Source organism: Methylobacterium sp. 001424705, assembly GCF_059816145.1.
Genome location: NZ_JCBANU010000031.1, coordinates 36129 through 56638, shown reverse-complemented (window position 1 = coordinate 56638; position 20510 = coordinate 36129). Strand labels below are relative to the sequence as shown.

Genomic DNA, 20510 nt, shown 5'->3' with positions numbered 1-20510 from the left:
CCTTCGCGACATCCCGCGCCTCCAAAATGGCGCCCCCAGAACTAAACCTACCAGACAGCCAGCTTTGCCGGCCTAGTTTTTTTCGTCCCGGGTTCTTCCCGCCTGGGGTCCTTCCCACGTCCGGATGTTCTGCCCGGTGTCTTCGCAGCGGCAGCGGCAGCGGCAGCAGCAGCGGGAAGTCCGGCACCGATCGCCCCCGTTAACGTTAACATCGGGTAAAGGCCGCGGGCCGGGACGTTCGGCGCTAGAGTTGCGCAGACAGGTGCAAACGCGCCGCCTTCGTCCCATCTCGGGACGCAATCGGTCCGGCCGCGGCACAGGAGGCACCATGAGCGGGTTCGACGTCATGTTCCGGGACGAGCGCGACTGGGTGAATTTCGGTGACACCTACGTCACCTCGGAGGCATTCAAGGTGCTCTTCCGCGAGGGCATGACCCTGGTCGAGGAAGCGGCGGCCTATCTCGACGGGACCGGCCGAGAGGAATCTCGGTTGATGTCCCGCGACGGGACGCTGAGCTATGCCAGCGAGAGCATGCGCCTCACCACGCGGTTGATGCAGATCGCCTCCTGGCTCCTGGTGCAGCGCGCCGTATCCGAGGGCGAGCTGACGCCGGTCGAGGCGATGCAGGAGAAGACCCGGGTGCGCTTGACCACACCCGAGACCTTCCGCAGCGAGGTGTTCGGCGTTCTGCCTCCGACCCTGCAGGACCTCATCGTGCGGTCGCGCCGCCTGCACAGCCGGATCCTGCACCTCGATGGCCTGATCGCCGACGAGCGTCCCAGCCCGCTGCCCCAGGAGAGCCCCGTCGTTGCCCAACTGAGCCTGCTGCGCTCGGCCTTCGGAGCCGCCTCCGCCTGACGCGGACGTCGCCCCGGATTCGGGCCGGGGAGGGGATTGGAAACGCAGAACGGGCGGCTCCGGGGGGAGCCGCCCGTTCTGCGTTGTCACGGGTCCGCCGCCGCGTCGGCGCGGCGGCGGACCAAGATGGCCTTACTTCTTGCCGAAGGAGAGGGCGCCGAAGCGCGAGTTGAAGCGCGAGACGCGGCCACCGCGATCGAGCATCTTCTGCTCGCCGCCGGTCCAGGCCGGATGGGTGTTCGGGTCGATGTCGAGGTTGAGGGTGTCGCCCTCCTTGCCGTAGGTCGACCGGGTCATGTACTCGGACCCGTCGGTCATCACGACCTTGATGAAGTGGTAGTCGGGATGCTCGGTACCCTTGGCCTTGTCGGCCGCGCTCTTTGCCATGACGAAATCCTTGAATAGCCAAGCCGACCGGCCCGTCTGGCGGCCCGCGGCCATAGATCACGCGCAATCGGATGAAGGCGCGCCTATACCTCACGCACCTTCGCCCGACAAGCGTGCGCCGCTCGAAGAGACCGCCGGACGGTCGCTTTTCCTGGAAGACCAACGATGACGAGGCACCATGGCTCGCGGCCGTGACAAGAAAATTCCCGGGGAGGCCCGGCCGAAGGCACCGCTCGGTTCGCTCCGCCCGCTGATTCCGTTCGCGATGGTCTATCGCGGCCGGATGCTCGCGGCGTTCCTGGCCCTCCTGGCCGCTTCGGGCGCGACCCTCGTGGTCCCGATCGCCCTGCGCCGGGTCATCGACCACGGCTTCTCGCCCGAGGGCCAGGGGGTGATCGACACCTACTTCGCCGCCCTGATCGGCGTCGTGGCGGTGCTCGCCCTCTCCAGCGGGGCGCGCTACTACACGGTCGCGACGCTGGGTGAACGCGTGGTGGCGGATCTGCGCACCGCCGTGTTCCGGCGCCTGACCCAGCTCGATCCCGCCTTCTTCGACCGCTCGCTCTCGGGCGAGATCATCTCGCGCCTCACCGCGGATGCCACGCAGGTGAAGGCCGTCTTCGGCGTCTCGATCTCGATCCTGCTGCGCAACGCCTTTCTCTTCACGGGCGCGGTGGTGATGATGGTCATCACGAGCCCGAAGCTGTCGGTCCTCGTCCTGGCGGCGATTCCCCTCATCGTCTTCCCGCTGATCCTCTCCGGGCGCGGCGTGCGGCGCCGGTCCCGGGCGGCGCAGGACCGCCTCGCCGACGCCTCGGCCTATGCCGCCGAGGCCGTGAACGCGATCCGCACCATGCAGGCCTTCGGCATGGGCCGGACCACCGCGAGCCGCTTCGCCGCGGCCGCCGAGAACGCCTATGCGGCCGCGCGGGATTCGATCCAGGCGCGGGCGCTCCTCACCGGCGTCGCCATCTTCCTCATCTCCGCCAGCGTCGTCGGCGTCATGTGGTACGGCGCGCAAGGGGTCCTGGCCGGGACCATGACGGCGGGTCAGCTCTCGCAGTTCGTCCTCTACGCGGTGTTCGGCGCGAGCGCCCTCGGGCAGCTCTCGGAAGTCTACGGCGAACTCGCCCAGGCGGCCGGCGCCGCCGAGCGCCTCGGCGAGATCCTGGCGGCCGAATCGACGATCCGCACACCGGCCGAGCCGCTGGCCCTGCCGGTGCCCGCCAAGGGCGCCGTGGCCTTCGAAGCCGTGCGCTTCCTGTACCCGGCCCGGCCCGACCATCCCGCGCTCGACGGCATCCGCTTCACGATCGCGCCGGGCGAGCGGGTGGCCCTCGTCGGTCCGTCGGGCGCCGGCAAGACCACGGTGCTGCAATTGCTGCTGCGCTTCTACGACCCGCAATCCGGCCTCATCCGGGTCGATGGCGTGGACATTGCCCAGGTCGACCCGGAGCAGCTGCGCGAGCGCCTCGCCCTGGTACCGCAGGACCCGACGGTGTTTTCCGGCTCGGTGCTGGAAAACATCCGGTACGGCCGGCCCGAGGCCACCGAGGCCCAGGTCCAGCGCGCGGCCGAACTCGCCCATGCGGACGGCTTCATCCAGGCCCTGCCGCAGGGCTACGCCACGACGGTGGGCGAGCGCGGCGTCACCCTTTCCGGCGGCCAGCGCCAGCGGGTGGCGATCGCCCGCGCCATCCTCAAGGACGCACCGATCCTCCTTCTCGACGAGGCGACCTCGGCCCTCGACGCCGAGAGCGAGCGCGCGGTGCAGACCGCCCTCGATACCCTGATGCGCGGTCGCACCACCCTGGTCATCGCGCACCGCCTGGCGACGATCCGCAAGGCGGACCGCATCCTGGTCCTCGACGGCGGCCGGATCGTCGAGAGCGGCACCCACGAGAGCCTGCTGGCGCAGGGCGCGCTGTACGCGCAGCTCGCGGCGCTGCAGTTCACCGATGCCCACGACGACGGCCTGCGTGCCCGGGAAGCCCGACCCCTCCTCGACGCGCTGCCGGCGGAGGAGGGCCGGACGAGCGACCGCGCCCGGTCGCGGGGGGATCAGCCCTCCGTGCCGGTTCCGTTGAGCGGGTTGGCCTCGTCCCAGGCGTAGCCGAGGGTCTCGAAGCGCATCGCGCGGGTGTCGACCATGAGGAGGCGGCCCACGAGGGGCTCGCCGAAATCCGTCACCGTGCGGATCACCTCCAGGGCCATCAGCGAGCCCATGATGCCGGCAAGCGCGCCGAGCACGCCGGCCTCGGCACAGGGGGCGACGCTGCCGGGCGGCGGCGGGTTCGGGAACAGGCAGCGATAGGTCGGGTTCGGGCGCCCGCGTGCATCGGTCTCGTAGGGTCGCAGCGTGGTCAGCGAACCGTCGAAGCGCCCGAGCGCCGCCGTCACCAGCGGGCGCCGCGCGTGGAAGCAGGCATCCGAGACCGCGTAGCGCGTGGCGAAGTTGTCGGACCCGTCGGCCACCACGTCGTAGGCGCCGATGAGGTCCGGGGCGTTCTCCGGGGTCAGCCGCAGCGCGTGCGCCTCCACGGCGACGTGCGGGTTCAGACGCGACACCGCCTGGGCCGCACTCTCGACCTTGCGCCGGCCGATATCGGGAGTCGCGTGGATGACCTGCCGCTGCAGGTTCGACAGGGAAACGGTGTCGTCGTCGACGATGCCGATGGCCCCGATCCCGGCGGCGGCGAGGTACTGGATCAGCGGGGCGCCGAGACCGCCGGCCCCGACGACGAGGACGCGGGCGGCCTTCAGCCGGGCCTGGCCCGGGCCGCCGACCTCCGGCAGGACGAGGTGGCGGGCATAGCGTTCGACTTCGTCGGGGGAGAGGGCCATGCTCCGCAGATAAGCCCCCCCGCCGCGCGGCGAAAGGCCGGCCGCGAATTGCACCCCCGCGCGCTCGCGCTTATGGCCCTCCGCACCCGGACATCACGCGAGAGTCCCGCCCGTGCCGAACGCGTCCCTCGATCGCTCCCCCCTCGCCCTCGCCCAGAGCCTGATCCACTGTCCCTCGGTGACCCCGGAGGAGGGGGGGGCGCTCGCCTGGCTCGCCGGCATTCTCGAAGGGGCGGGGTTCAGCGTGGAGCGCCCGCGCTTCTCGGAACCCGGCACGCCCGACATCGACAATCTCTACGCCCGCATCGGCACGCGCGCGCCCTTCCTGCTGTTCGCCGGCCACACCGACGTGGTGCCCCCCGGCGACGTCGCCCGCTGGCGCCACGGCCCCTTCGCCGGGACCGTGGAGAACGGGGTGCTGTACGGGCGCGGGGCCGTCGACATGAAGGGCGGCATCGCCTGCATGCTGGCCGCCGCTCTCGACTACCTCGACGTGGCCGGGCCGGACGTTCCGGGCTCGATCGGCTTCCTCATCACCGGCGACGAGGAGGGGCCGGCAATCAACGGCACGGTGAAGCTCCTCGAATGGGCCCGGGCCCGGGGCGAGCGCTTCGACCACTGCCTCCTGGGCGAGCCGACCAACCCGGACGTTCTCGGCGACATGATCAAGATCGGCCGACGCGGCTCGCTCACGGGTCGGCTGACGGTGCACGGGCGCCAGGGCCACGTCGCCTATCCGGACCTCGCCGAGAATCCGATTCCCGGCCTGCTGCGCCTCGCCTCCGCGCTGCTGGCCGCGCCGCTCGACGCCGGAACCCAGCATTTCGGCGCCTCGAATCTCGAATTCACCACCCTCGACGTCGGCAACACGGCGACCAACGTCATCCCGGGCGAGGCGCAGGGCACCTTCAACGTCCGGTTCAACGACCGCTGGACCGCCGAGACCCTGGGTGCCGAGATCCGGAGCCGCCTCGACGCCGCCGCGGGCCGGAGCGTGCGCTACAGTCTCGACCTCCTGCCCTCGAACTCACCGGCCTTCCTCACCGAGCCCGACGCCTTCACCGAACTGGTCGCCGGCGCCATCGCCACCGAGACCGGCCGCCGCCCGGTGCTCTCGACCACGGGCGGCACTTCCGATGCGCGCTTCATCAAGGACGCCTGCCCGGTCCTCGAGTTCGGCCTCGTCGGCCAGACCATGCACCAGACCGACGAGTGCGTGCCGGTCGCCGACCTGAACCGGCTGACAGCGATCTACACCCGGGTGCTGGCGGCGTATTTCGCTGGGCGGCAGGCCGACCGCTCGACGTCATCCTCCAGCCCATAGCTCTCGCGCGAACCCGGGTGTGCGCGATCGCCGTAGTCGACGCCGACCAGGGTCAGCCCGCAGGCCGGCGCCAACGGTCCGCAGCGGCTGCGGTCCCGGCTCGACAGGATGTCGCTCACGTCGTCGGCGCTGATGCGACCGCTGCCGGCCAGCATCAGGGTGCCGACCATCGAGCGGACCTGATGATGCAGGAACGCGCGGGCGGAGGTCGCCACCACGATCTCGTCGTGCAGGCCCATCGGCACGACGGCGACATCGAGTTGATCGAGGGTTCGGATCGGGCTTTTCGCCTGGCACTCGGCGGCCCGGAAGGCGGTGAAGTCGTGCAGCCCGAGCAGGCGCGGGGCCGCGGCTTGCATCAGTCCGACATCGAGGGGCCAGGGCACCTGCCAGACATGGGCGCGGTTGAGCACGGGAGGGCTGCGCCGGTTGAGGATGCGGTAGCGGTAGTGTCGGCGGGTGGCGGAGTGGCGCGCGTTGAAGTCGGCGCCGACGATCTCGGCGCTGAGGATCGCCACCGGGTTCGGGCGCAGGTGCGCGTTAAGCGCGTCGCGTACCACGTCGGTGCGCCAGTCCCGCGCGAGGTCGAGATGCGCCACCTGGTGCGTGGCGTGGACGCCGGTATCGGTGCGGCCGGCGCAGGTCAGACCCGCGACTTCGCCGGAGAAGCGCTTGACCGCCGACTCGATCGCCCCCTGGACGGAGGGCTGCGCGGTCTGGCGCTGCCAGCCGCAGAACGGGCTCCCGTCGTACTCGATCACGAGCTTGTAGCGCGGCATCAGGTGCGGCCCGGTCCCGTCATGCCAGCCGCGTGCCCGGCGTCCGGTGGGTGCCGCGCACGAACTCGGCCCCGCTGCTGACGCCCCCCTTTCCGGCGCGGCGCAGCGCGCACAGGTGCACGGCGCCCTCGCCGCAGGCAACCGTGCCGTCCGTGTCGAGGAGCGTGCCCGGAGCGCCGGAGCCCGGCACGGCCTCGGCCGAGAGGACCTTGACGCGCTCCGGGCCCTTGCCGAAATCCGCCTCGAAGAAGGCGCCGGGAAAGGGCGACAGGCCGTTGACGTGGTCGGCGACCGCGTGGGCCGGGCGGGTCCAGTCGATGCGGGCCTCCTCGTTGGTGATCTTGTGGGCGTAGACCACGCCGTCCTGGGCCTGGGGCGTGAAGGCGAGCGTGCCCTGCTCCAGATCCCGGAGCGCGCGGGCCATGAGGTCGGCGCCGAGCGGCATCAGCGCGTCGTGGAGTTGCCCCGCCGTCATGCCGGGGGTGATGGGAATCCGCGCCTCCAGCGCCACGGGACCGGTATCGAGGCCGGCCTCCATGCGCATGATGCCGACGCCGCTCTCCGCATCCCCGGCCATCACGGCACGCTGGATCGGGGCGGCGCCGCGCCAGCGGGGCAGGAGCGAGCCGTGCAGGTTGAGGCAGCCGTGGCGCGGCAGGTCGAGGATCGCCTGGGGGAGAAGCAGGCCGTAGGCGACCACCACGGCGACATCGGCCCCGTGGCCGGCGAAGGTCGCGGCAGCCTCAGGTCCCTTCAGGCTCGCGGGTGTCAGCACCGGCGCGCCGAGGCTCTCGGCCATCGCCTGCACGGGGGAGGGCTTGAGCGCCATGCCGCGTCCGGCCTTGGCCGGCGCACGGGTGTAGACCGCCGCGATGGCGTGGCCGTCGGCGGCGAGGCGCGCCAGGGTCGGCACCGCGAAATCCGGCGTGCCCATGAAGACGACGCGCATGGCTCCTACTCCCGAAGCCGGCTCAGACGTCGCCGCGCTTGGCCGCCTTGGCGAACTTCTTCACCACCCGGTCGCGCTTCAGCTTCGACAGGTGGTCGATGAACAGCACCCCGTCGAGGTGGTCGATCTCGTGCTGGATGCAGGTGGCCAGCAGGCCGTCGGCCTCGATCTCCTGTTCCGTGCCGTCGAGGTCGCGGAAGCGGACGCGCACGCGGTCGGGCCGCTCGACCTCCCCGTAGAATTCGGGGATCGACAGGCATCCCTCGTCGTAGATCCGCTTCTCCTCCGAGGCCCAGACGATCTCGGGGTTGAGGAAGACCTGCGGCTGGCGGTCGTTCTCGTCCTTCGAGGTGTCGATGGTGACGATGCGCTTCGGTACGCCGATCTGGATCGCCGCGAGGCCCACGCCGGGAGCGTCGTACATGGTCTCCAGCATGTCGGCGGCGAGCGTGCGGATCTCGTCGGTCACCGGGCCGACCGGCTCGGAGGCAAGGCGCAGGCGCGCGTCGGGCAGGATCACGAGGGGGCGGATGGTCATGGGGCGATCGGACTTGCAACGGGTGCGGGGCGGGCGGCGGCCCTGAGCCCCCGCAGATACGGGCGCGCCGGAGTCCGGTCAAATACCGGGTCGGCGCGGTCCGGAGTCAGAACGGGGTGCGGCTGCGGATCGCGGCGGTGAGGGTGCCCTCGTCGAGGTAGTCGAGTTCGCCCCCGACCGGGACGCCATGGGCGAGGCGGGTCACCTTGAGCCCGTGCGCCTTCAGGGATTCCGTGACGTAATGGGCGGTCGTCTGCCCGTCGACGGTGGCGTTGAGGGCCAGGATGATCTCCCGCATGGCCGGGTCGGCGGCGCGGGCCACGAGGCTGTCGAGGTTGAGATGCTCGGGCCGTACGCCGTCGAGGGCCGAGAGCACGCCGCCGAGGACGTGGTAGCGGGCCGTCACCGCCCCCGAGCGCTCCAGGGCCCAGAGGTCCGAAACGTCCTCCACCACCACCAGGGTGGCCGGGTCGCGGCTCTCGTCGCAGCAGATCGTGCAGGGGTCGCGCGTATCGACGTTGCCACACGCTTGGCACACGACGATCCGCTCCGAGGCCACCCGCATCGCGTCCGCCAGCGGCGCCAGGAGCGTCTCGCGCTTCTTGATGAGCTGCAGGGCGGCGCGGCGGGCGGAGCGAGGCCCCAGACCCGGCATACGGGCCAGAAGCTGGATCAGGCGCTCGATCTCGGGACCGGCGACGGCTTGTGCCATGGACGCAAATTCTCGTGACGGTTGGGACACCCACGCGGCAGATTACGGAGCAGGCGGGCGGATGGGACGGTACGGCGGTGCCGGACGGGTGCGACCGGCTCTTCAGCCTCGTCCGAAATAGGGTTTCCGGCCCGAAATTTCGCCCCCCGGCGTCGCGAAAACGCGGCGAAAGAACCTGCCGCACCGGCCTGCTTCCAAGGAGACTTCGTCGTTCATCCGGTTCATGTAAGTCTTTTTGTTGGCCAACAAGCCGATTGACGGCAAATCGTCCGTCTCTATGCAGGAAGGGCGCGGCTTTCGAGCGGTGAACCTGCGCGCGGTGGACCTGACCAACCACGCGGACGCTCGAAAGCCGAACGACGTCGGAGAGCCGACGGCTCCCGGTGATGGGTGGCGACGCGATCAGGTGCCCGAGGAGAGATGAGCGTGACCAATATCGGCGAATTCAATGCAGCGCAGGGTTCCGAAGCCATCGGGCTGCGCAACCTGAAGGCGGTCCACTGGAACCTCGAGGTTCCCCGCCTCTACGAGGAGGCCCTGGCCCGCGGCGAGGGACAGCTCGCCCGCGGCGGCGCCTTCGTGGCCACCACCGGGTCCCACACCGGCCGCTCGCCCAAGGACAAGTTCGTGGTGCGCGACGCCGCCACGGAGAACGAGATCTGGTGGGACAACAACGGCGCGATCACGCCCGAGCAGTTCGAGACCCTGTACGCCGATTTCCTCGCCCATGCGGAGGGCCGTGAGCTGTTCGCGCAGGACCTGCGCGGCGGGGCCGACCCGTCGCACGGCGTCAATGCGCGGGTGTACACAGAGCTCGCCTGGCACTCCCTCTTCATCCGCAACCTGCTGATCCGGCCGGATCGCGCGTCCCTTGCGGACTACGTCCCCGAGTTGACGATCATCGACCTGCCGAGCTTTCAGGCCGAGCCGCACCGGCACGGCTGCCGCTCGAAGACGGTGATCGCCATCGACTTCGCGCGCAAGCTCGTCCTCATCGGCGGCTCGGCCTATGCCGGCGAGATGAAGAAATCGGTCTTCACGTACCTCAATTATGTGCTCCCCGGCGCTGGCGTGATGCCGATGCACTGCTCGGCCAACGCTGCCCTCGACGAAGCCGGCGACTCGGCCCTGTTCTTCGGCCTGTCGGGCACCGGCAAGACCACCCTCTCCAACGATTCCTCCCGCCAGCTCCTGGGCGACGACGAGCACGGCTGGAGCCAGGACGGCATCTTCAACTTCGAGGGCGGCTGCTACGCCAAGACCATCCGTCTCTCGCGCAACGCCGAGCCGGAGATCTACGCCACCACCGAGCGCTTCGGCACGGTGATGGAGAACGTGGTGATCGACCCCGAGACCCGGGTCCCGGATTTCGACGACGCCTCGCTCACCGAGAACACCCGCTGCGCCTACCCGCTCGACTTCATCGCCAATGCGAGCGCGACGGGACGCGCCGCGCACCCCAAGAACATCGTCATGCTCACCTGCGATGCCTTCGGCGTGATGCCGCCAATCGCTCGGCTGACCGGCGCCGAGGCGATGTACCACTTCCTCTCCGGCTACACCGCCAAGGTCGCCGGCACGGAGCGCGGGCTGACCGCACCGGAGGCGACGTTCTCGACCTGCTTCGGCGCGCCGTTCATGCCCCGCCACCCCAGCGTCTACGGCAACCTGCTGCGGGACCTCATCGCCCATCACGAGGTCGATTGCTGGCTCGTGAACACAGGCTGGACCGGGGGCGGCGTGGGCACCGGGCGCCGCATGCCGATCCGGGTCACCCGCCGCCTGCTCACGGCCGCCCTGGACGGCTCCCTGGCGCATGTCGAGTTCCGGCGCGATCCCTATTTCGGCTTCCGGGTGCCCGTCGCGGTGCCGGGCGTCGAGACGGAGGTGCTGTCTCCGATCGAGACCTGGACCAACAAGGCGGCCTTCCACGAGACCGCGACGCGCCTCGTCACGATGTTCCAGGAGAACTTCAAGCGCTTCGCCGCCCACGTGGACGCGGAGGTCCGCGCCGCCGAGCCGGTGCTCTCCGCGGCCGCCTGAGCGCCGGCCATCCGGGGCACGGCGCGGCCGCGTCCCGGCACGGGGTCCGATTGGGGGCGCTACGGTTTCGGGGTCGCTCCGCGCGCGGCATCGTCCTCGCACAGGACATCGTCGCACAGGACCTCGGGGGCATTCTCCCGCGCTTCGCGAAAGAGGACGCCGACTTCGTTCCCGCTGGACCAGATCGTCTGCGCCCGGTAGGCGGTGTCGCCCGGGTCGAGGAAGAGGTCGAAGCTGTCCGGGACCTCGACCTCCGTGCAGAAGGCGACGCGGGCCCCGATGGGCGACAGGTTTCGCACGAGGCAGGGCGTCGTCTCGGCCGATGCCCCGTCGAGGGCAACACGACCGGACAGATGCGTCAGGGCCCGAACGGCGTTGCGATGCTCATCCATGCCTGCAACAGACACGGGCATCCGTTAAGACAGCCCGACTCCGATCGGTGAAAAGCGGGGCTATCGGCCGTAGACCGGTTGATGGCGGAGCAGATCGTGTCTCGAACCACGGATTCGGCGCGCCGAAGTGCCGGACGGGGGTCGCGCGGGATGGCTCAGGCCGCCTCGCGCACCATCGCCTGGCGCACCTTGAGGGCCAGCTGCTCCAGGGTATAGGGCTTGGCCAGCAACTGTACGTCGGCGTCGACCAGCCCTTTATGCACGATGGCGTTGCGGGTATAGCCGGTCGTGAAGAGCACCGGCAGGTCGGGCCGGCGCTCGTGGACGGCCTGGGCGAGCTCGCGGCCGTTGACCTCCGGCATGACCACGTCGGTGAAGAGCAGCGCGATCTCGGGATGCGTGTCGAGCTTCTGCAGGGCGTCCTTGGCACCCTCCGCATGGATCACGGTGTAACGCAGGTCGCGCAGGGCCGCGACGGCGAGGTCGCGCACCCCGTCCTCGTCCTCGACGACCAGGATCACCTCCCGGGCCGAGCCCTCCGGGAGCATCGTCGGCGTGACCCGCGCCATCTCGGTGGCGTCGCCGAGATGGCGCGGCAGGTAGAGCCGGACCGTCGTTCCCCGCCCGGGTTCGGAATAGATCGCCACGTGGCCGCCGGACTGGCGGACGAAGCCGTAGACCTGGCTGAGACCGAGCCCGGTGCCCTGTCCGACGGGTTTCGTCGTGAAGAACGGATCGAACGCCTTGGCGGCGACGTCGGGCGGCATGCCGCCGCCGCTGTCGGTGAGGGCGACAAGGACGTATGGGCCGGCCGGAACGCCGGGATTCCGGGCGGCATAGGTCTCGTCGAGATGGACGTTGTCGGTCTCGATGACGAGTCGGCCACCCTTCGGCATCGCGTCGCGGGCGTTCACCGCGAGGTTGAGAATCGCGTTCTCCAACTGGTTGGCATCGGCCTTCGTGGTCCAGAGGTCGGGGGCCGCCACGGTCTCGATCCGGATGGATTCGCCCAGGCTGCGGCGCAGCAGGTCGGACATCGCGGCAATGAGGCGGTTGCAGGCGATGGCCTCCGGGGCGAGGGGCTGCTTGCGGGCGAAAGCGAGCAGCCGATGCGTGAGGGTCGCTGCCCGGTCTGCGGCCTTGAGGGCCTGCTCGGCGTAGCGCTCCACCGCCCGCTCTCCGCGTTCCAGGCGTCGCTTGAGGAGGCTGAGATTGCCGATGACGATCGCCAGCATGTTGTTGAAGTCGTGCGCGAGGCCGCCGGTGAGCTGCCCGAGGGCTTCCATCTTCTGGGATTGGCGCAGCCGATCCTCCAGCATGTCGCGGGTGGCGGCGGCCTCGATCAAGGACGCGTTCGCCTCCTGCAGGGCCGCGTGGGCGCGAAGGGTCCGCTGATGGCGCCGGCTCGCGTCGATCACCACGTACGCGCCGAGGAGGACGATCAGGACCACGGCCGCCGCGACGGCGAGCTGCACCTGGCGGGCAGCCTCGCCCGCCTGTTCCTGTCGACTGATCAGGCGGCGATAATTGTCGGCCTGCGCCTCACCGAAGAGCGAGCGGATCTCGTCCATGAGGTGCTTGCCCTCGCCGGAGCGCATGCGCGTCAGGGCCGCTTCCACCTGGCCGGTGCGGCGCAGGGCGACGGTCTCGCGCATCTCCCCGAGCTTGGCCTCGGCGGCGCGGCTGAGCCGGGCGATGATCGCCGACATGCCCGGATTGCGCGCAACGGCTTCCGCGATGGTGGACAGGCGGCCGGGCGTCCTCGCGCCGGCTTCCTCGTAGAGCTTGAGGTAGGTCTCGTCGCCCGAGAGGAGAAACCCGCGCTGTCCCGATTCAGCATCCTGGAGGCCGGAATACAGGGTGAAGATGGCGTCCCGGATGCGGACGCTGCGGCGCAGTTCGGCTCGGTTCGCATCTTGCTCCGCAACCAGATTGGCTGTCGCAGCAGCTGTCGCGATCAGAAGTAGAAATCCGATGATGAGAGGCGCAATGTCCCTGAAGCGTCCAGGTACAGCCTTGGGCTGTATCGGCGTAGCCCGAGGAAGATGCGCATCAAAGTTCATGATCCAGCCGGCGGGAGAACGTTGGAGCCCCAACGTTCCACTCCGACCAGCCTATGGCAACGCTTCGGCGACCAAATTGTGATCGATGTTGCCGAATTGCCGGGTTGACGGTCTCAGAACAACTTCATGCCCGGGGGGATCGGCAGGCCCTTGGTGAGTTCGGCCATCCGCTCGGCTGCAACCTGTTCGGCCTTGCCGCGGGCATCGTTGACCGCCGCAACGATGAGGTCCTCCAGGATCTCGCGCTCGTCGGCCACGAGCATGGCGGGGTCGATCTGTACACCCTTCACGAGGCCTTTGGCCGTCATCGTCACGCGGACGGCGCCCCCGCCCGACGCACCCGACACCTCGACGGTGTCGAGTTCGTCCTGCAGGGAGGCCATTTTCTCCTGCATCGCCTGGGCCTGCTTCATGATGCCCATGAGGTCGCGCATCGGGTCTGCCCTCTCTGTCGTTCCGGAACCGGGATGGATCACATCTGGGGCGCCACGGCCCCGGAAGCTATGTCTCGTCGTCGGGCTCGTCGGTCTCGGCCTCGCCGGTAGGCGCGGCCTCGATCGCCGGCGATCCCTCGGGCGCCTTGTCGCGCACGTCGACGATCTGCGCTCCGGGAAACCGGGCCAGGACCTCGCGGACCAGGGGATGGGCGGCGGCGTTCTGGTGGCGGGTCTCGGTGGCGGCGCGCGCGGTGGCGTCGAGGGTCGGCTCGCCGGCCTCCTTCGACAGGGCGACGATCCAGCGCCGGCCGGTCCAGGCGTCCAGGGCGCGGGCGAGGTCGTTGGCGATGCTCTGGCGCCCCCCGTCGGCGAGGCGGAACTCGATGCGCCCCTCCTCGAAGCGCACGAGGTGGACCTCGCGCTCCAGGGCCATCTTCAGGCCGATGTCGCGCTTGGCATCGGCCAGGGCGACGACGTCGGTGAACCGGAGGAGGCGCGGCCCTTCGGGCTGCGGCGCGGGAGCCGGGCTCGCGAGGGCGGGGCGCGACCCGCCGCCATTGACCGCCATGGTCAGGGCCGGGCGCGGCGGCGGCGCCTCCCCGGAAAAGGTCGGGATCGGTGGCAGGGCCGGGCGGTTCTCGGCCATCGCGGGGGCCGGCGACGGCGACGGGGACTGGGCGAGTGCCTGGGCCGCGGCACCGGAGGCCGCCGCGGGGCCCGTCAGGGCCTGGGCCTTCATCTGGCGCAGGGCCTCGTCCGGGGTCGGCAGGTCGGCCGCGTAGGCGAGACGCACCAGGGCCATCTCGGCCGCCGCCAGCGGGCGGGTCGCCGTCTGCACCTCGGGGATCGCCTTCAGGAGGATCTGCCAGGCCCGCGACAGCACGCGGACCGAGAGTGTCTTCGCGAACGCGCTCCCACGCGACCGCTCCGCTTCGCTCAGGGTCGGATCGGCGGCAGCCTCGTCCGGCACCAGCTTCAGGCGGGTGACGAGGTGGGTGAAGCTCGCGAGGTCGGACAGGATCACGGCCGGGTCTGCGCCGGCCTCGTACTGCCCGCGCACCTCCGCGAAGGAGGCCGGAATGTCGCCGCGCATCACCGCCTCGAACAGGTCGACGATGCGCCCGCGATCGGCCAGCCCCAACATGTCGCGCACGCTCTGGGCGCTGACGAGGCCGGCCCCGTGGGCGATCGCCTGGTCGAGGAGCGAGAGCGCGTCGCGCACGGAGCCCTCGGCCGCCCGGGTGATCGCCGCCAGCGCCTCCGCGTCGGCCTCGACGGATTCGGCGGCGCAGATCCGGGCGAGGTGCCCGACCAGGGTTTCGGCCTCGACGCGGCGCAGGTCGAAGCGCTGGCACCGGGACAGGATGGTCACCGGCACCTTGCGGATCTCGGTGGTGGCGAAGACGAACTTGGCGTGCGGCGGCGGCTCCTCCAGGGTCTTCAGGAAGGCGTTGAACGCCTTCTCCGAAAGCATGTGGACCTCGTCGACGATGTAGACCTTGTAGCGGGCCGAGACCGGCGAATAGCGGATGCCGTCGATGATGCCGCGCACGTCGTCGATGCCGGTATGCGAGGCGGCATCCATCTCCAGCACGTCCATGTGCCGGGATTCCATGATGGCCTGGCAGTGCCGGCCGAGCTCCGGCATCGCGATGGTGGGGCCGGTATCGGGATGGCCGTCGCGGACGTAGTTCAGGCCGCGGGCGAGGATTCGGGCGGTGGTGGTCTTGCCGACGCCGCGCACGCCCGTGAGCATCCAGGCCTGGGGGATGCGGTTGGCCGCGAAGGCATTGGCCAGAGTCCGCACCATGGCGCCCTGGCCGATCAGGTCGTCGAAGTTCTGGGGCCGGTACTTGCGCGCCAGCACCCGATAGGGCGTGGCGGCCGGGGTCGGCTCGGGAAGGCCGGGCAGGAGCCCGGCATCGCTCAGAGGACCGGAGGTCGCGTCCATGCCGCCTTGCTGGGTTGGTGCGGCTCCGGTCGGAGGGTGCCGCCACGCGAGCCCGAGGCATCGATCGAGGTGGGAGGCTGGACGAAGACCCGCTCGGTCTCGTTAGGGCTGCTTCCTTCCGGACCTGACCCGGTTGGCGAGTGAAACGTCCCTCGCCAACCTCCCGAGGGCTATATGGCCGCCGCGCGCGACGGATGCAAGCGGACTTCGGGTATTCCAAGCGGCCTCCGGGTATTCCAAGCGGCCTCCGGGTATTCCAAGCGATCTCTGGGTATCCAAGCGGACTTCGCGCCTCGGAGGGCGACTCCCGACAGGCCAGTGCGGGCAGGGAAGGCGGCCGCGGTATGCCCGCAAATCGCCCGATCCCTGCGCCAACTTCCGCGTCCTGTCCTGATCGATGACGAGGGAGATGCCGATGACGCGGCGGTTCGGCTTGAGACTGATGGTGTCCACCGGCCTCGTGGCGGGCCTGATGGCGGCATCCGCCGCGCCCGAGGTGCCGGGAGCTTGGGCTGGGCGCTATCTCTACGAGCACGACGGCGGGCGCACCGTCGGCGGGTCGCCGATCGTCGTCACCTACGACCTCGACATCGCTCCGGGACGCGGCAACCGGGACTGTCTGCTGCGGATCGAGGGCTTCCAGACCGACGAGACCATCGTCTGCAAGGCGAGCGGTACGGACGAGCGCTTGTCCGTCGCCTTCCACACCTTCGGCGATGGACGGACGGTCAACGCCTACGGCACGCGGCTCTACGATGTCGGAACGAACCTGTTCGAGATGCGCCGGGGCGGCGATATCGTCCTGACCCAGTGGCGGGCGCTCAATCCGAGCGGTGCCGGCTCGGCCGCGCCGGCCGGCACCTACTTCACCCGCAAGGGCTGACCGCCGGAGCAATGCTCCGGCGAAAGGTCACTGCGGAGTGCGCGGGACTATTCGGCCTTGCGCTTCACGATGGCGAAGGTCTTGGGGTCGAGCTCTAGGTCGAACTGCTTTCCGTTGGCGTCGATGGCGTCGTCGACCTCGATCTCGTCGTCCTCGACCTCGATCTTCTTCCACTTGGTGAAGCCTTCCTGCTTCAGGACGGCCTCGATCTTGGTCTGCTCCTCCGGGGTCGGCTTCCGGTCGGCGAAGGCGGAGCCGGTGAAGGCGAGGCCGAGGGCGAGGGCGGCGAGGCCCGTGAGCTTGATCGACATGGTGTCTCCCTGCTGTGTCGAGGAATGTTTCTGACCTCCATCGAACCATTCAGCCCGGATGAGGTTCCTCTCGACGTCGCGCGATGGCTGCGCCCAGAGGTTGTATCCGGGGACGCCGCCCCCTAGGGTCGCCGGATCTTTCCGCCCCGAAGGTCGATCCAGCATGGTCACGCGCGTCGCCACCGTGGCGTTCGAGGGCATCGAGGCGCGGGCCGTCGATGTCCAGGTTCAGATCGCCCCCGGCATCGTCGCCTTCACGGTGGTGGGCCTCGCCGACAAGGCGGTGGCGGAATCGCGGGAACGCGTGCGGTCGGCCCTGATCGCCTCCGGCCTCGCCCTGCCGGCCAAGCGCATCACCGTCAATCTCGCCCCGGCCGACCTGCCGAAGGAGGGCTCGCACTACGACCTGCCGATTGCCCTGGCGGTGATGGGCGCCATCGGCGCCCTGCCGGCGGATGCGCTCGCGGGCTACTGCGTTCTCGGCGAACTCGCCCTCGACGGCACGATCACGGCGGTGTCCGGTGTGCTGCCCGCCGCCATGGCCGCCAGCGCCCTCGGCCTCGGCCTGATCTGCCCGGCCGCGACGGGGCCGGAGGCCGCTTGGGCCGGCGGCGACCTCGACGTGCTGGCGCCGCGCTCGCTCATCCAGCTCGCCAACCACTTCAAGGGTACCCAGGTCATGGCCCGGCCCGAGCCGGCGGTGGCCGCGCCGGGCGCCGCCCTGCCGGATCTGCGTGACATCAAGGGTCAGGAGGGCGCCAAGCGCGCCTTGGAGATCGCGGCGGCCGGCGGCCACAACCTCCTGATGAACGGGCCCCCGGGGGCGGGCAAGTCGATGCTCGCCGCGCGGCTGCCCTCGATCCTGCCGCCACTGGCACCGCGGGAGCTCCTCGAAGTCTCGATGATCCAGTCGGTGGCGGGCGAACTGAAGGGCGGAGCCCTTTCGAACCGGCGCCCGTTCCGGCAGCCGCACCATTCCGCCTCCATGGCGGCCCTGGTCGGCGGTGGCATCAACGCCCGTCCGGGCGAGGCCTCGCTGGCCCATGGCGGCGTGCTGTTCCTCGACGAATTGCCTGAGTTCACGCCCCAGGTCCTCGATTCCCTGCGCCAGCCGATGGAAACCGGGACGATCATGATCGCGCGGGCCAACCACCGGGTGACCTACCCGGCCCGCTTCCAGCTCGTCGCCGCGATGAACCCCTGTCGGTGCGGTCAGGCGCTGGAGCCGGGCTACGCCTGCCGCCGGGGGCCGAACGAGCGCTGCGTCGCCCAGTACGGCGCCCGCATCTCCGGGCCGCTCCTCGATCGGATCGACCTGCGCATCGAGGTCGGGGCGGTCACGGCCGCCGACCTGATCCTGCCGCCGCCCCTGGAGGGCTCGGCCGAGATGGCGGCGCGTGTGGCGGCCGCCCGCGCGCTGCAGTCCGCGCGCTACGCCGCCTACGATCCGGACGCCACGTTCACCAACGCCACCTGCCCGCCGCCGGTGATCGAGGCCGTGGCGGCGCCGGACCAGGAGGGGGCCGCTCTGATCCGTTCGGCCGCCGAGACCATGCGGCTCTCAGCGCGCGGCTTCCATAGGACCCTGCGCGTGGCCCGCACCCTGGCCGACCTCGACGGTGAGGCCCGGGTCCGCCGCATCCACCTCGCCGAGGCCCTGTCCTATCGCGGACGATCGGACCAGCCAGCCGCGGCATGACGGCGCCCGGAGCCCCTGTCCGGTCGCGGTCGAGCCCCCGGAGGCCTGGGCGCAGGCGCCGGGCGGCGGTGGTGCGCTCGACCCGATGCCTTATTCGGCGGCTTGGCGCGCGGCGTAGCCGAGGCGCCCGTTCAATTCCTCGATCAGCTTCACGGCGGCCTCCGCGATGACGGTGCCGGGCGGAAAGATCGCCGAGGCGCCGGCGGCGTAGAGGGCGTCGTAGTCGCCGGGCGGGATCACGCCGCCGATGACGATCATCACGTCGCCGCGGCCCTGCTCGGTGAGAGCGGCCTTCAACTCCGGCACCAGGGTCAGGTGGCCGGCGGCCAGCGACGACACGCCGACGATGTGGACGTCGTTCTCGACCGCCTGCCGGGCGGCCTCGGCCGGGGTCGCGAAGAGCGGTCCGATATCCACGTCGAATCCGAGATCGGCGAAGGCGGAGGCGATGACCTTCTGGCCGCGGTCGTGCCCGTCCTGGCCCATCTTGGCGACGAGGATGCGCGGGCGGCGCCCGTCATTCTCCTCGAAAGTCTCCACGAGCTTGCGAACGGTCTCGACCACCGGTGACATGCCACCCACCTCCCGCTTGTAGACACCCGAGATCGAGCGGATCTCGGCCCGGTGACGGCCCCAGGCCTTCTCCAGGGCGTCCGAGATCTCGCCCACAGTGGCCTTGGCCCGCGCCGCGTTCACGGCGAGTTCGAGGAGGTTGCCCGTCCCCTGCGCCGCCGCCGTCAGCGCCGCCAGGGCGGCGTCGACATCGGACTGGCTGCGCTCGGCGCGCAGGCGCTTGAGCTTGTCGATCTGCAGGGTGCGGACATTGCCGTTGTCGACGCGCATCAACTCGATGGCGCGGTCGTCGTCGGGCTTGAACTTGTTCACGCCCACGATGGTCTGGCGGCCGGAATCGATCCGGGCCTGGGCCCGGGCGGCCGCCTCCTCGATGCGCAGCTTCGGGATGCCGGCCTCGATGGCCTTGGCCATGCCGCCCAGTTCGTCGACCTCGCGCAGGTGCTCCCACGCGCGGGCGACGATGTCCTGGGTCAGCTTCTCGACGTAGTAGGAGCCGCCCCACGGATCGACGATGCGTGTCGTGCCACTCTCCTGCTGCAGGAAGAGCTGGGTGTTGCGGGCGATGCGGGCCGAGAAGTCGGTGGGCAGGGCCAGCGCCTCGTCCAGCGCGTTGGTGTGCAGGGACTGGGTGCCGCCCTGCGTCGCCGCCATCGCCTCGATGCAGGTGCGGGTGACGTTGTTGAAGACGTCCTGCGCGGTCAGCGACCAGCCCGAGGTCTGGCTGTGGGTGCGCAGGGGCAGCGACTTGTCGCTCTGCGGCTCGAACTCCTTGACGAGCTTGGCCCAGATCAGGCGCGCGGCCCGCATCTTGGCGATCTCCATGAAGAAGTTCGTCGAGATCGCCCAGAAGAACGACAGACGCGGAGCGAACTGGTCGATGGTCAGCCCGGCGGCGAGGCCCGCCTTGATGTACTCGACACCATCGGCCAGCGTGTAGGCGAGCTCGAGGTCGTTCGTCGCCCCGGCCTCCTGCATGTGATAGCCGGAAATCGAGATGGAGTTGAACTTCGGCATATTCTTCGAGGTGTAGGCGAAAATGTCGCCGATGATCCGCATCGAACCCGCCGGCGGGTAGATGTAGGTGTTGCGGACCATGAACTCCTTGAGGATGTCGTTCTGGATCGTGCCGGCGAGCTTTTCCGGCGGGACGCCCTGCTCCTCGGCCGCGACGATGTAGAGGGCCAGGATCGGCAGCACCGCGCCGTTCATCGTCATCGAGACGGTCATCTCGTCGAGCGGGATGCCTGAGAACAGCGTCCGCATGTCGTAGATCGAATCGATCGCCACACCGGCCATGCCCACATCGCCCGAGACGCGCGGATGGTCGGAATCGTAGCCCCGGTGGGTTGCGAGGTCGAAGGCCACCGACAGGCCCTTCTGCCCGGCGGCGAGGTTGCGCCGGTAGAACGCGTTCGAATCCTCGGCCGTGGAGAAGCCGGCATATTGCCGGATCGTCCAGGGCTGGGTCACGTACATCGTCGGGTAGGGGCCGCGGAGGTAGGGCGCCACGCCCGGATAGGTGTCGAGGAACTCGATGCCTTCGCGATCCTCGGGGCCGTAGACGCCCTTCACCGGAATGCCCTCGGGCGTCATCCAGGGCTCGCCCGTGGGCGGCACCGGAGCCGGCACGGCATCGGCCGCGTAGGGAACGGTCGCGAAGTCTGGGATGCGAGACGTCATGGGCTCTGGCTCGTGCGGCGGCGGCGTCCCGGCATTATAGGTACGCGCGCAATCTGGGCTACTCCTATCCGGACTTCGCCCGG

At 70.1% G+C, this 20510-nt stretch carries 17 protein-coding genes, 1 other RNA gene and 1 pseudogene; 6 read left to right on the top strand and 13 right to left on the bottom strand.

Annotated features, from left to right (window positions below; translation table 11 throughout):
• The first annotated feature begins 328 nt into the window (after window positions 1–328).
• Window positions 329–859, top strand: coding sequence for a protease adaptor protein RcdA (rcdA, locus tag AC6EUL_RS20040; protein WP_056381434.1), 531 nt, complete (start codon window positions 329–331; stop codon window positions 857–859).
• Between the two features lie 132 nt (window positions 860–991).
• On the opposite strand, the gene rpmE is transcribed toward rcdA, so the two are convergent.
• Window positions 992–1246 carry a 50S ribosomal protein L31 gene (gene rpmE, locus AC6EUL_RS20035; protein ID WP_055948879.1) on the bottom strand — a complete coding sequence of 85 codons (255 nt, stop codon included), beginning with the start codon at window positions 1244–1246 and terminating at the stop codon, window positions 992–994.
• Window positions 1247–1424: 178 nt separating this feature from the next.
• Here rpmE and AC6EUL_RS20030 point away from each other — a divergent pair, with 178 nt between their 5' ends.
• Window positions 1425–3359 carry an ABC transporter transmembrane domain-containing protein gene (locus tag AC6EUL_RS20030; RefSeq protein ID WP_499872243.1) on the top strand — a complete coding sequence of 645 codons (1935 nt, stop codon included), beginning with the start codon at window positions 1425–1427 and terminating at the stop codon, window positions 3357–3359.
• Here AC6EUL_RS20030 and moeB read toward each other — a convergent pair.
• Window positions 3308–4090, bottom strand: a complete 783-nt coding sequence (gene moeB / locus AC6EUL_RS20025) for a molybdopterin-synthase adenylyltransferase MoeB (protein WP_056275725.1) — start codon at window positions 4088–4090, stop codon at window positions 3308–3310. The two genes, AC6EUL_RS20030 and moeB, sit on opposite strands and share 52 nt — an antisense overlap.
• A 112-nt stretch (window positions 4091–4202) precedes the next feature.
• Between moeB and dapE the strand changes: the two genes are divergently transcribed.
• The gene (gene dapE, locus AC6EUL_RS20020) at window positions 4203–5414 is read left to right on the top strand and encodes a succinyl-diaminopimelate desuccinylase (RefSeq protein ID WP_499872240.1); all 1212 of its coding nucleotides are present in this window, start codon (window positions 4203–4205) and stop codon (window positions 5412–5414) included.
• 32 nt (window positions 5415–5446) lie between these two features.
• Here the strand turns inward: dapE and truA are convergent.
• From truA to recR, 4 genes and pseudogenes are all read right to left on the bottom strand, one after another.
• Window positions 5447–6193: pseudogene (gene truA / locus AC6EUL_RS20015) on the bottom strand (tRNA pseudouridine(38-40) synthase TruA); the annotation flags it as partial.
• 19 nt (window positions 6194–6212) lie between these two features.
• The gene (fmt, locus tag AC6EUL_RS20010) at window positions 6213–7142 is read right to left on the bottom strand and encodes a methionyl-tRNA formyltransferase (protein WP_499872238.1); all 930 of its coding nucleotides are present in this window, start codon (window positions 7140–7142) and stop codon (window positions 6213–6215) included.
• 22 nt (window positions 7143–7164) lie between these two features.
• Window positions 7165–7680, bottom strand: a complete 516-nt coding sequence (locus tag AC6EUL_RS20005) for a peptide deformylase (protein ID WP_056352718.1) — start codon at window positions 7678–7680, stop codon at window positions 7165–7167.
• Window positions 7681–7786: 106 nt separating this feature from the next.
• Window positions 7787–8392 (bottom strand): recombination mediator RecR, encoded by a 606-nt coding sequence (gene recR, locus AC6EUL_RS20000; RefSeq protein ID WP_056215269.1) that lies wholly within the window; start codon window positions 8390–8392, stop codon window positions 7787–7789.
• A 426-nt stretch (window positions 8393–8818) separates the two neighbouring features.
• Between recR and AC6EUL_RS19995 the strand changes: the two genes are divergently transcribed.
• Window positions 8819–10435, top strand: coding sequence for a phosphoenolpyruvate carboxykinase (locus tag AC6EUL_RS19995; RefSeq protein WP_056352889.1), 1617 nt, complete (start codon window positions 8819–8821; stop codon window positions 10433–10435).
• Between the two features lie 59 nt (window positions 10436–10494).
• Here AC6EUL_RS19995 and AC6EUL_RS19990 read toward each other — a convergent pair whose 3' ends face one another.
• The 5 genes from AC6EUL_RS19990 to ffs all read right to left on the bottom strand — a co-directional run bounded on the left by AC6EUL_RS19990 (window position 10495) and on the right by ffs (window position 15443).
• On the bottom strand, window positions 10495–10827 hold the full coding sequence (locus AC6EUL_RS19990; RefSeq protein WP_499872235.1) for a hypothetical protein: 333 nt from the start codon (window positions 10825–10827) through the stop codon (window positions 10495–10497).
• Window positions 10828–10982: 155 nt separating this feature from the next.
• Complete coding sequence (locus AC6EUL_RS19985; protein WP_499872233.1) at window positions 10983–12890, bottom strand: CHASE3 domain-containing protein; 1908 nt, start codon at window positions 12888–12890, stop codon at window positions 10983–10985.
• Window positions 12891–13003: 113 nt separating this feature from the next.
• The gene (locus tag AC6EUL_RS19980) at window positions 13004–13324 is read right to left on the bottom strand and encodes a YbaB/EbfC family nucleoid-associated protein (RefSeq protein WP_056215279.1); all 321 of its coding nucleotides are present in this window, start codon (window positions 13322–13324) and stop codon (window positions 13004–13006) included.
• A 67-nt stretch (window positions 13325–13391) separates the two neighbouring features.
• Window positions 13392–15278, bottom strand: coding sequence for a DNA polymerase III subunit gamma/tau (locus tag AC6EUL_RS19975; RefSeq protein WP_056275632.1), 1887 nt, complete (start codon window positions 15276–15278; stop codon window positions 13392–13394).
• Window positions 15279–15346: 68 nt separating this feature from the next.
• Window positions 15347–15443: signal recognition particle sRNA small type (gene ffs / locus AC6EUL_RS19970), an RNA gene on the bottom strand.
• Window positions 15444–15693: 250 nt separating this feature from the next.
• Between ffs and AC6EUL_RS19965 the strand changes: the two genes are divergently transcribed.
• Complete coding sequence (locus AC6EUL_RS19965) at window positions 15694–16161, top strand: DUF5991 domain-containing protein (protein WP_499872226.1); 468 nt, start codon at window positions 15694–15696, stop codon at window positions 16159–16161.
• Window positions 16162–16208: 47 nt separating this feature from the next.
• Here the strand turns inward: AC6EUL_RS19965 and AC6EUL_RS19960 are convergent, their stop codons facing one another.
• Complete coding sequence (locus tag AC6EUL_RS19960) at window positions 16209–16472, bottom strand: PepSY domain-containing protein (protein WP_156389713.1); 264 nt, start codon at window positions 16470–16472, stop codon at window positions 16209–16211.
• Window positions 16473–16635: 163 nt separating this feature from the next.
• Between AC6EUL_RS19960 and AC6EUL_RS19955 the strand changes: the two genes are divergently transcribed.
• The gene (locus tag AC6EUL_RS19955; protein ID WP_056215289.1) at window positions 16636–18171 is read left to right on the top strand and encodes a YifB family Mg chelatase-like AAA ATPase; all 1536 of its coding nucleotides are present in this window, start codon (window positions 16636–16638) and stop codon (window positions 18169–18171) included.
• A 90-nt stretch (window positions 18172–18261) separates the two neighbouring features.
• Here the strand turns inward: AC6EUL_RS19955 and scpA are convergent, their stop codons facing one another.
• On the bottom strand, window positions 18262–20427 hold the full coding sequence (gene scpA, locus AC6EUL_RS19950; protein ID WP_056491700.1) for a methylmalonyl-CoA mutase: 2166 nt from the start codon (window positions 20425–20427) through the stop codon (window positions 18262–18264).
• Window positions 20428–20510: the final 83 nt, after the last annotated feature.

Bases quoted from the DNA above. Each gene is read 5' to 3' on its own strand.
- rcdA (WP_056381434.1), top strand. From the start codon at position 329: ATGAGCGGGTTCGACGTCATGTTCCGGGACGAGCGCGACTGGGTGAAT.
- rpmE (WP_055948879.1), bottom strand. From the start codon at position 1,246: ATGGCAAAGAGCGCGGCCGACAAGGCCAAGGGTACCGAGCATCCCGAC.
- AC6EUL_RS20030 (WP_499872243.1), top strand. From the start codon at position 1,425: ATGGCTCGCGGCCGTGACAAGAAAATTCCCGGGGAGGCCCGGCCGAAG.
- moeB (WP_056275725.1), bottom strand. From the start codon at position 4,090: ATGGCCCTCTCCCCCGACGAAGTCGAACGCTATGCCCGCCACCTCGTC.
- fmt (WP_499872238.1), bottom strand. From the start codon at position 7,142: ATGCGCGTCGTCTTCATGGGCACGCCGGATTTCGCGGTGCCGACCCTG.
- AC6EUL_RS20005 (WP_056352718.1), bottom strand. From the start codon at position 7,680: ATGACCATCCGCCCCCTCGTGATCCTGCCCGACGCGCGCCTGCGCCTT.
- recR (WP_056215269.1), bottom strand. From the start codon at position 8,392: ATGGCACAAGCCGTCGCCGGTCCCGAGATCGAGCGCCTGATCCAGCTT.
- AC6EUL_RS19990 (WP_499872235.1), bottom strand. From the start codon at position 10,827: ATGGATGAGCATCGCAACGCCGTTCGGGCCCTGACGCATCTGTCCGGT.
- AC6EUL_RS19985 (WP_499872233.1), bottom strand. From the start codon at position 12,890: ATGAACTTTGATGCGCATCTTCCTCGGGCTACGCCGATACAGCCCAAG.
- AC6EUL_RS19980 (WP_056215279.1), bottom strand. From the start codon at position 13,324: ATGCGCGACCTCATGGGCATCATGAAGCAGGCCCAGGCGATGCAGGAG.
- AC6EUL_RS19975 (WP_056275632.1), bottom strand. From the start codon at position 15,278: ATGGACGCGACCTCCGGTCCTCTGAGCGATGCCGGGCTCCTGCCCGGC.
- AC6EUL_RS19965 (WP_499872226.1), top strand. From the start codon at position 15,694: ATGACGCGGCGGTTCGGCTTGAGACTGATGGTGTCCACCGGCCTCGTG.
- AC6EUL_RS19960 (WP_156389713.1), bottom strand. From the start codon at position 16,472: ATGTCGATCAAGCTCACGGGCCTCGCCGCCCTCGCCCTCGGCCTCGCC.
- AC6EUL_RS19955 (WP_056215289.1), top strand. From the start codon at position 16,636: ATGGTCACGCGCGTCGCCACCGTGGCGTTCGAGGGCATCGAGGCGCGG.
- scpA (WP_056491700.1), bottom strand. From the start codon at position 20,427: ATGACGTCTCGCATCCCAGACTTCGCGACCGTTCCCTACGCGGCCGAT.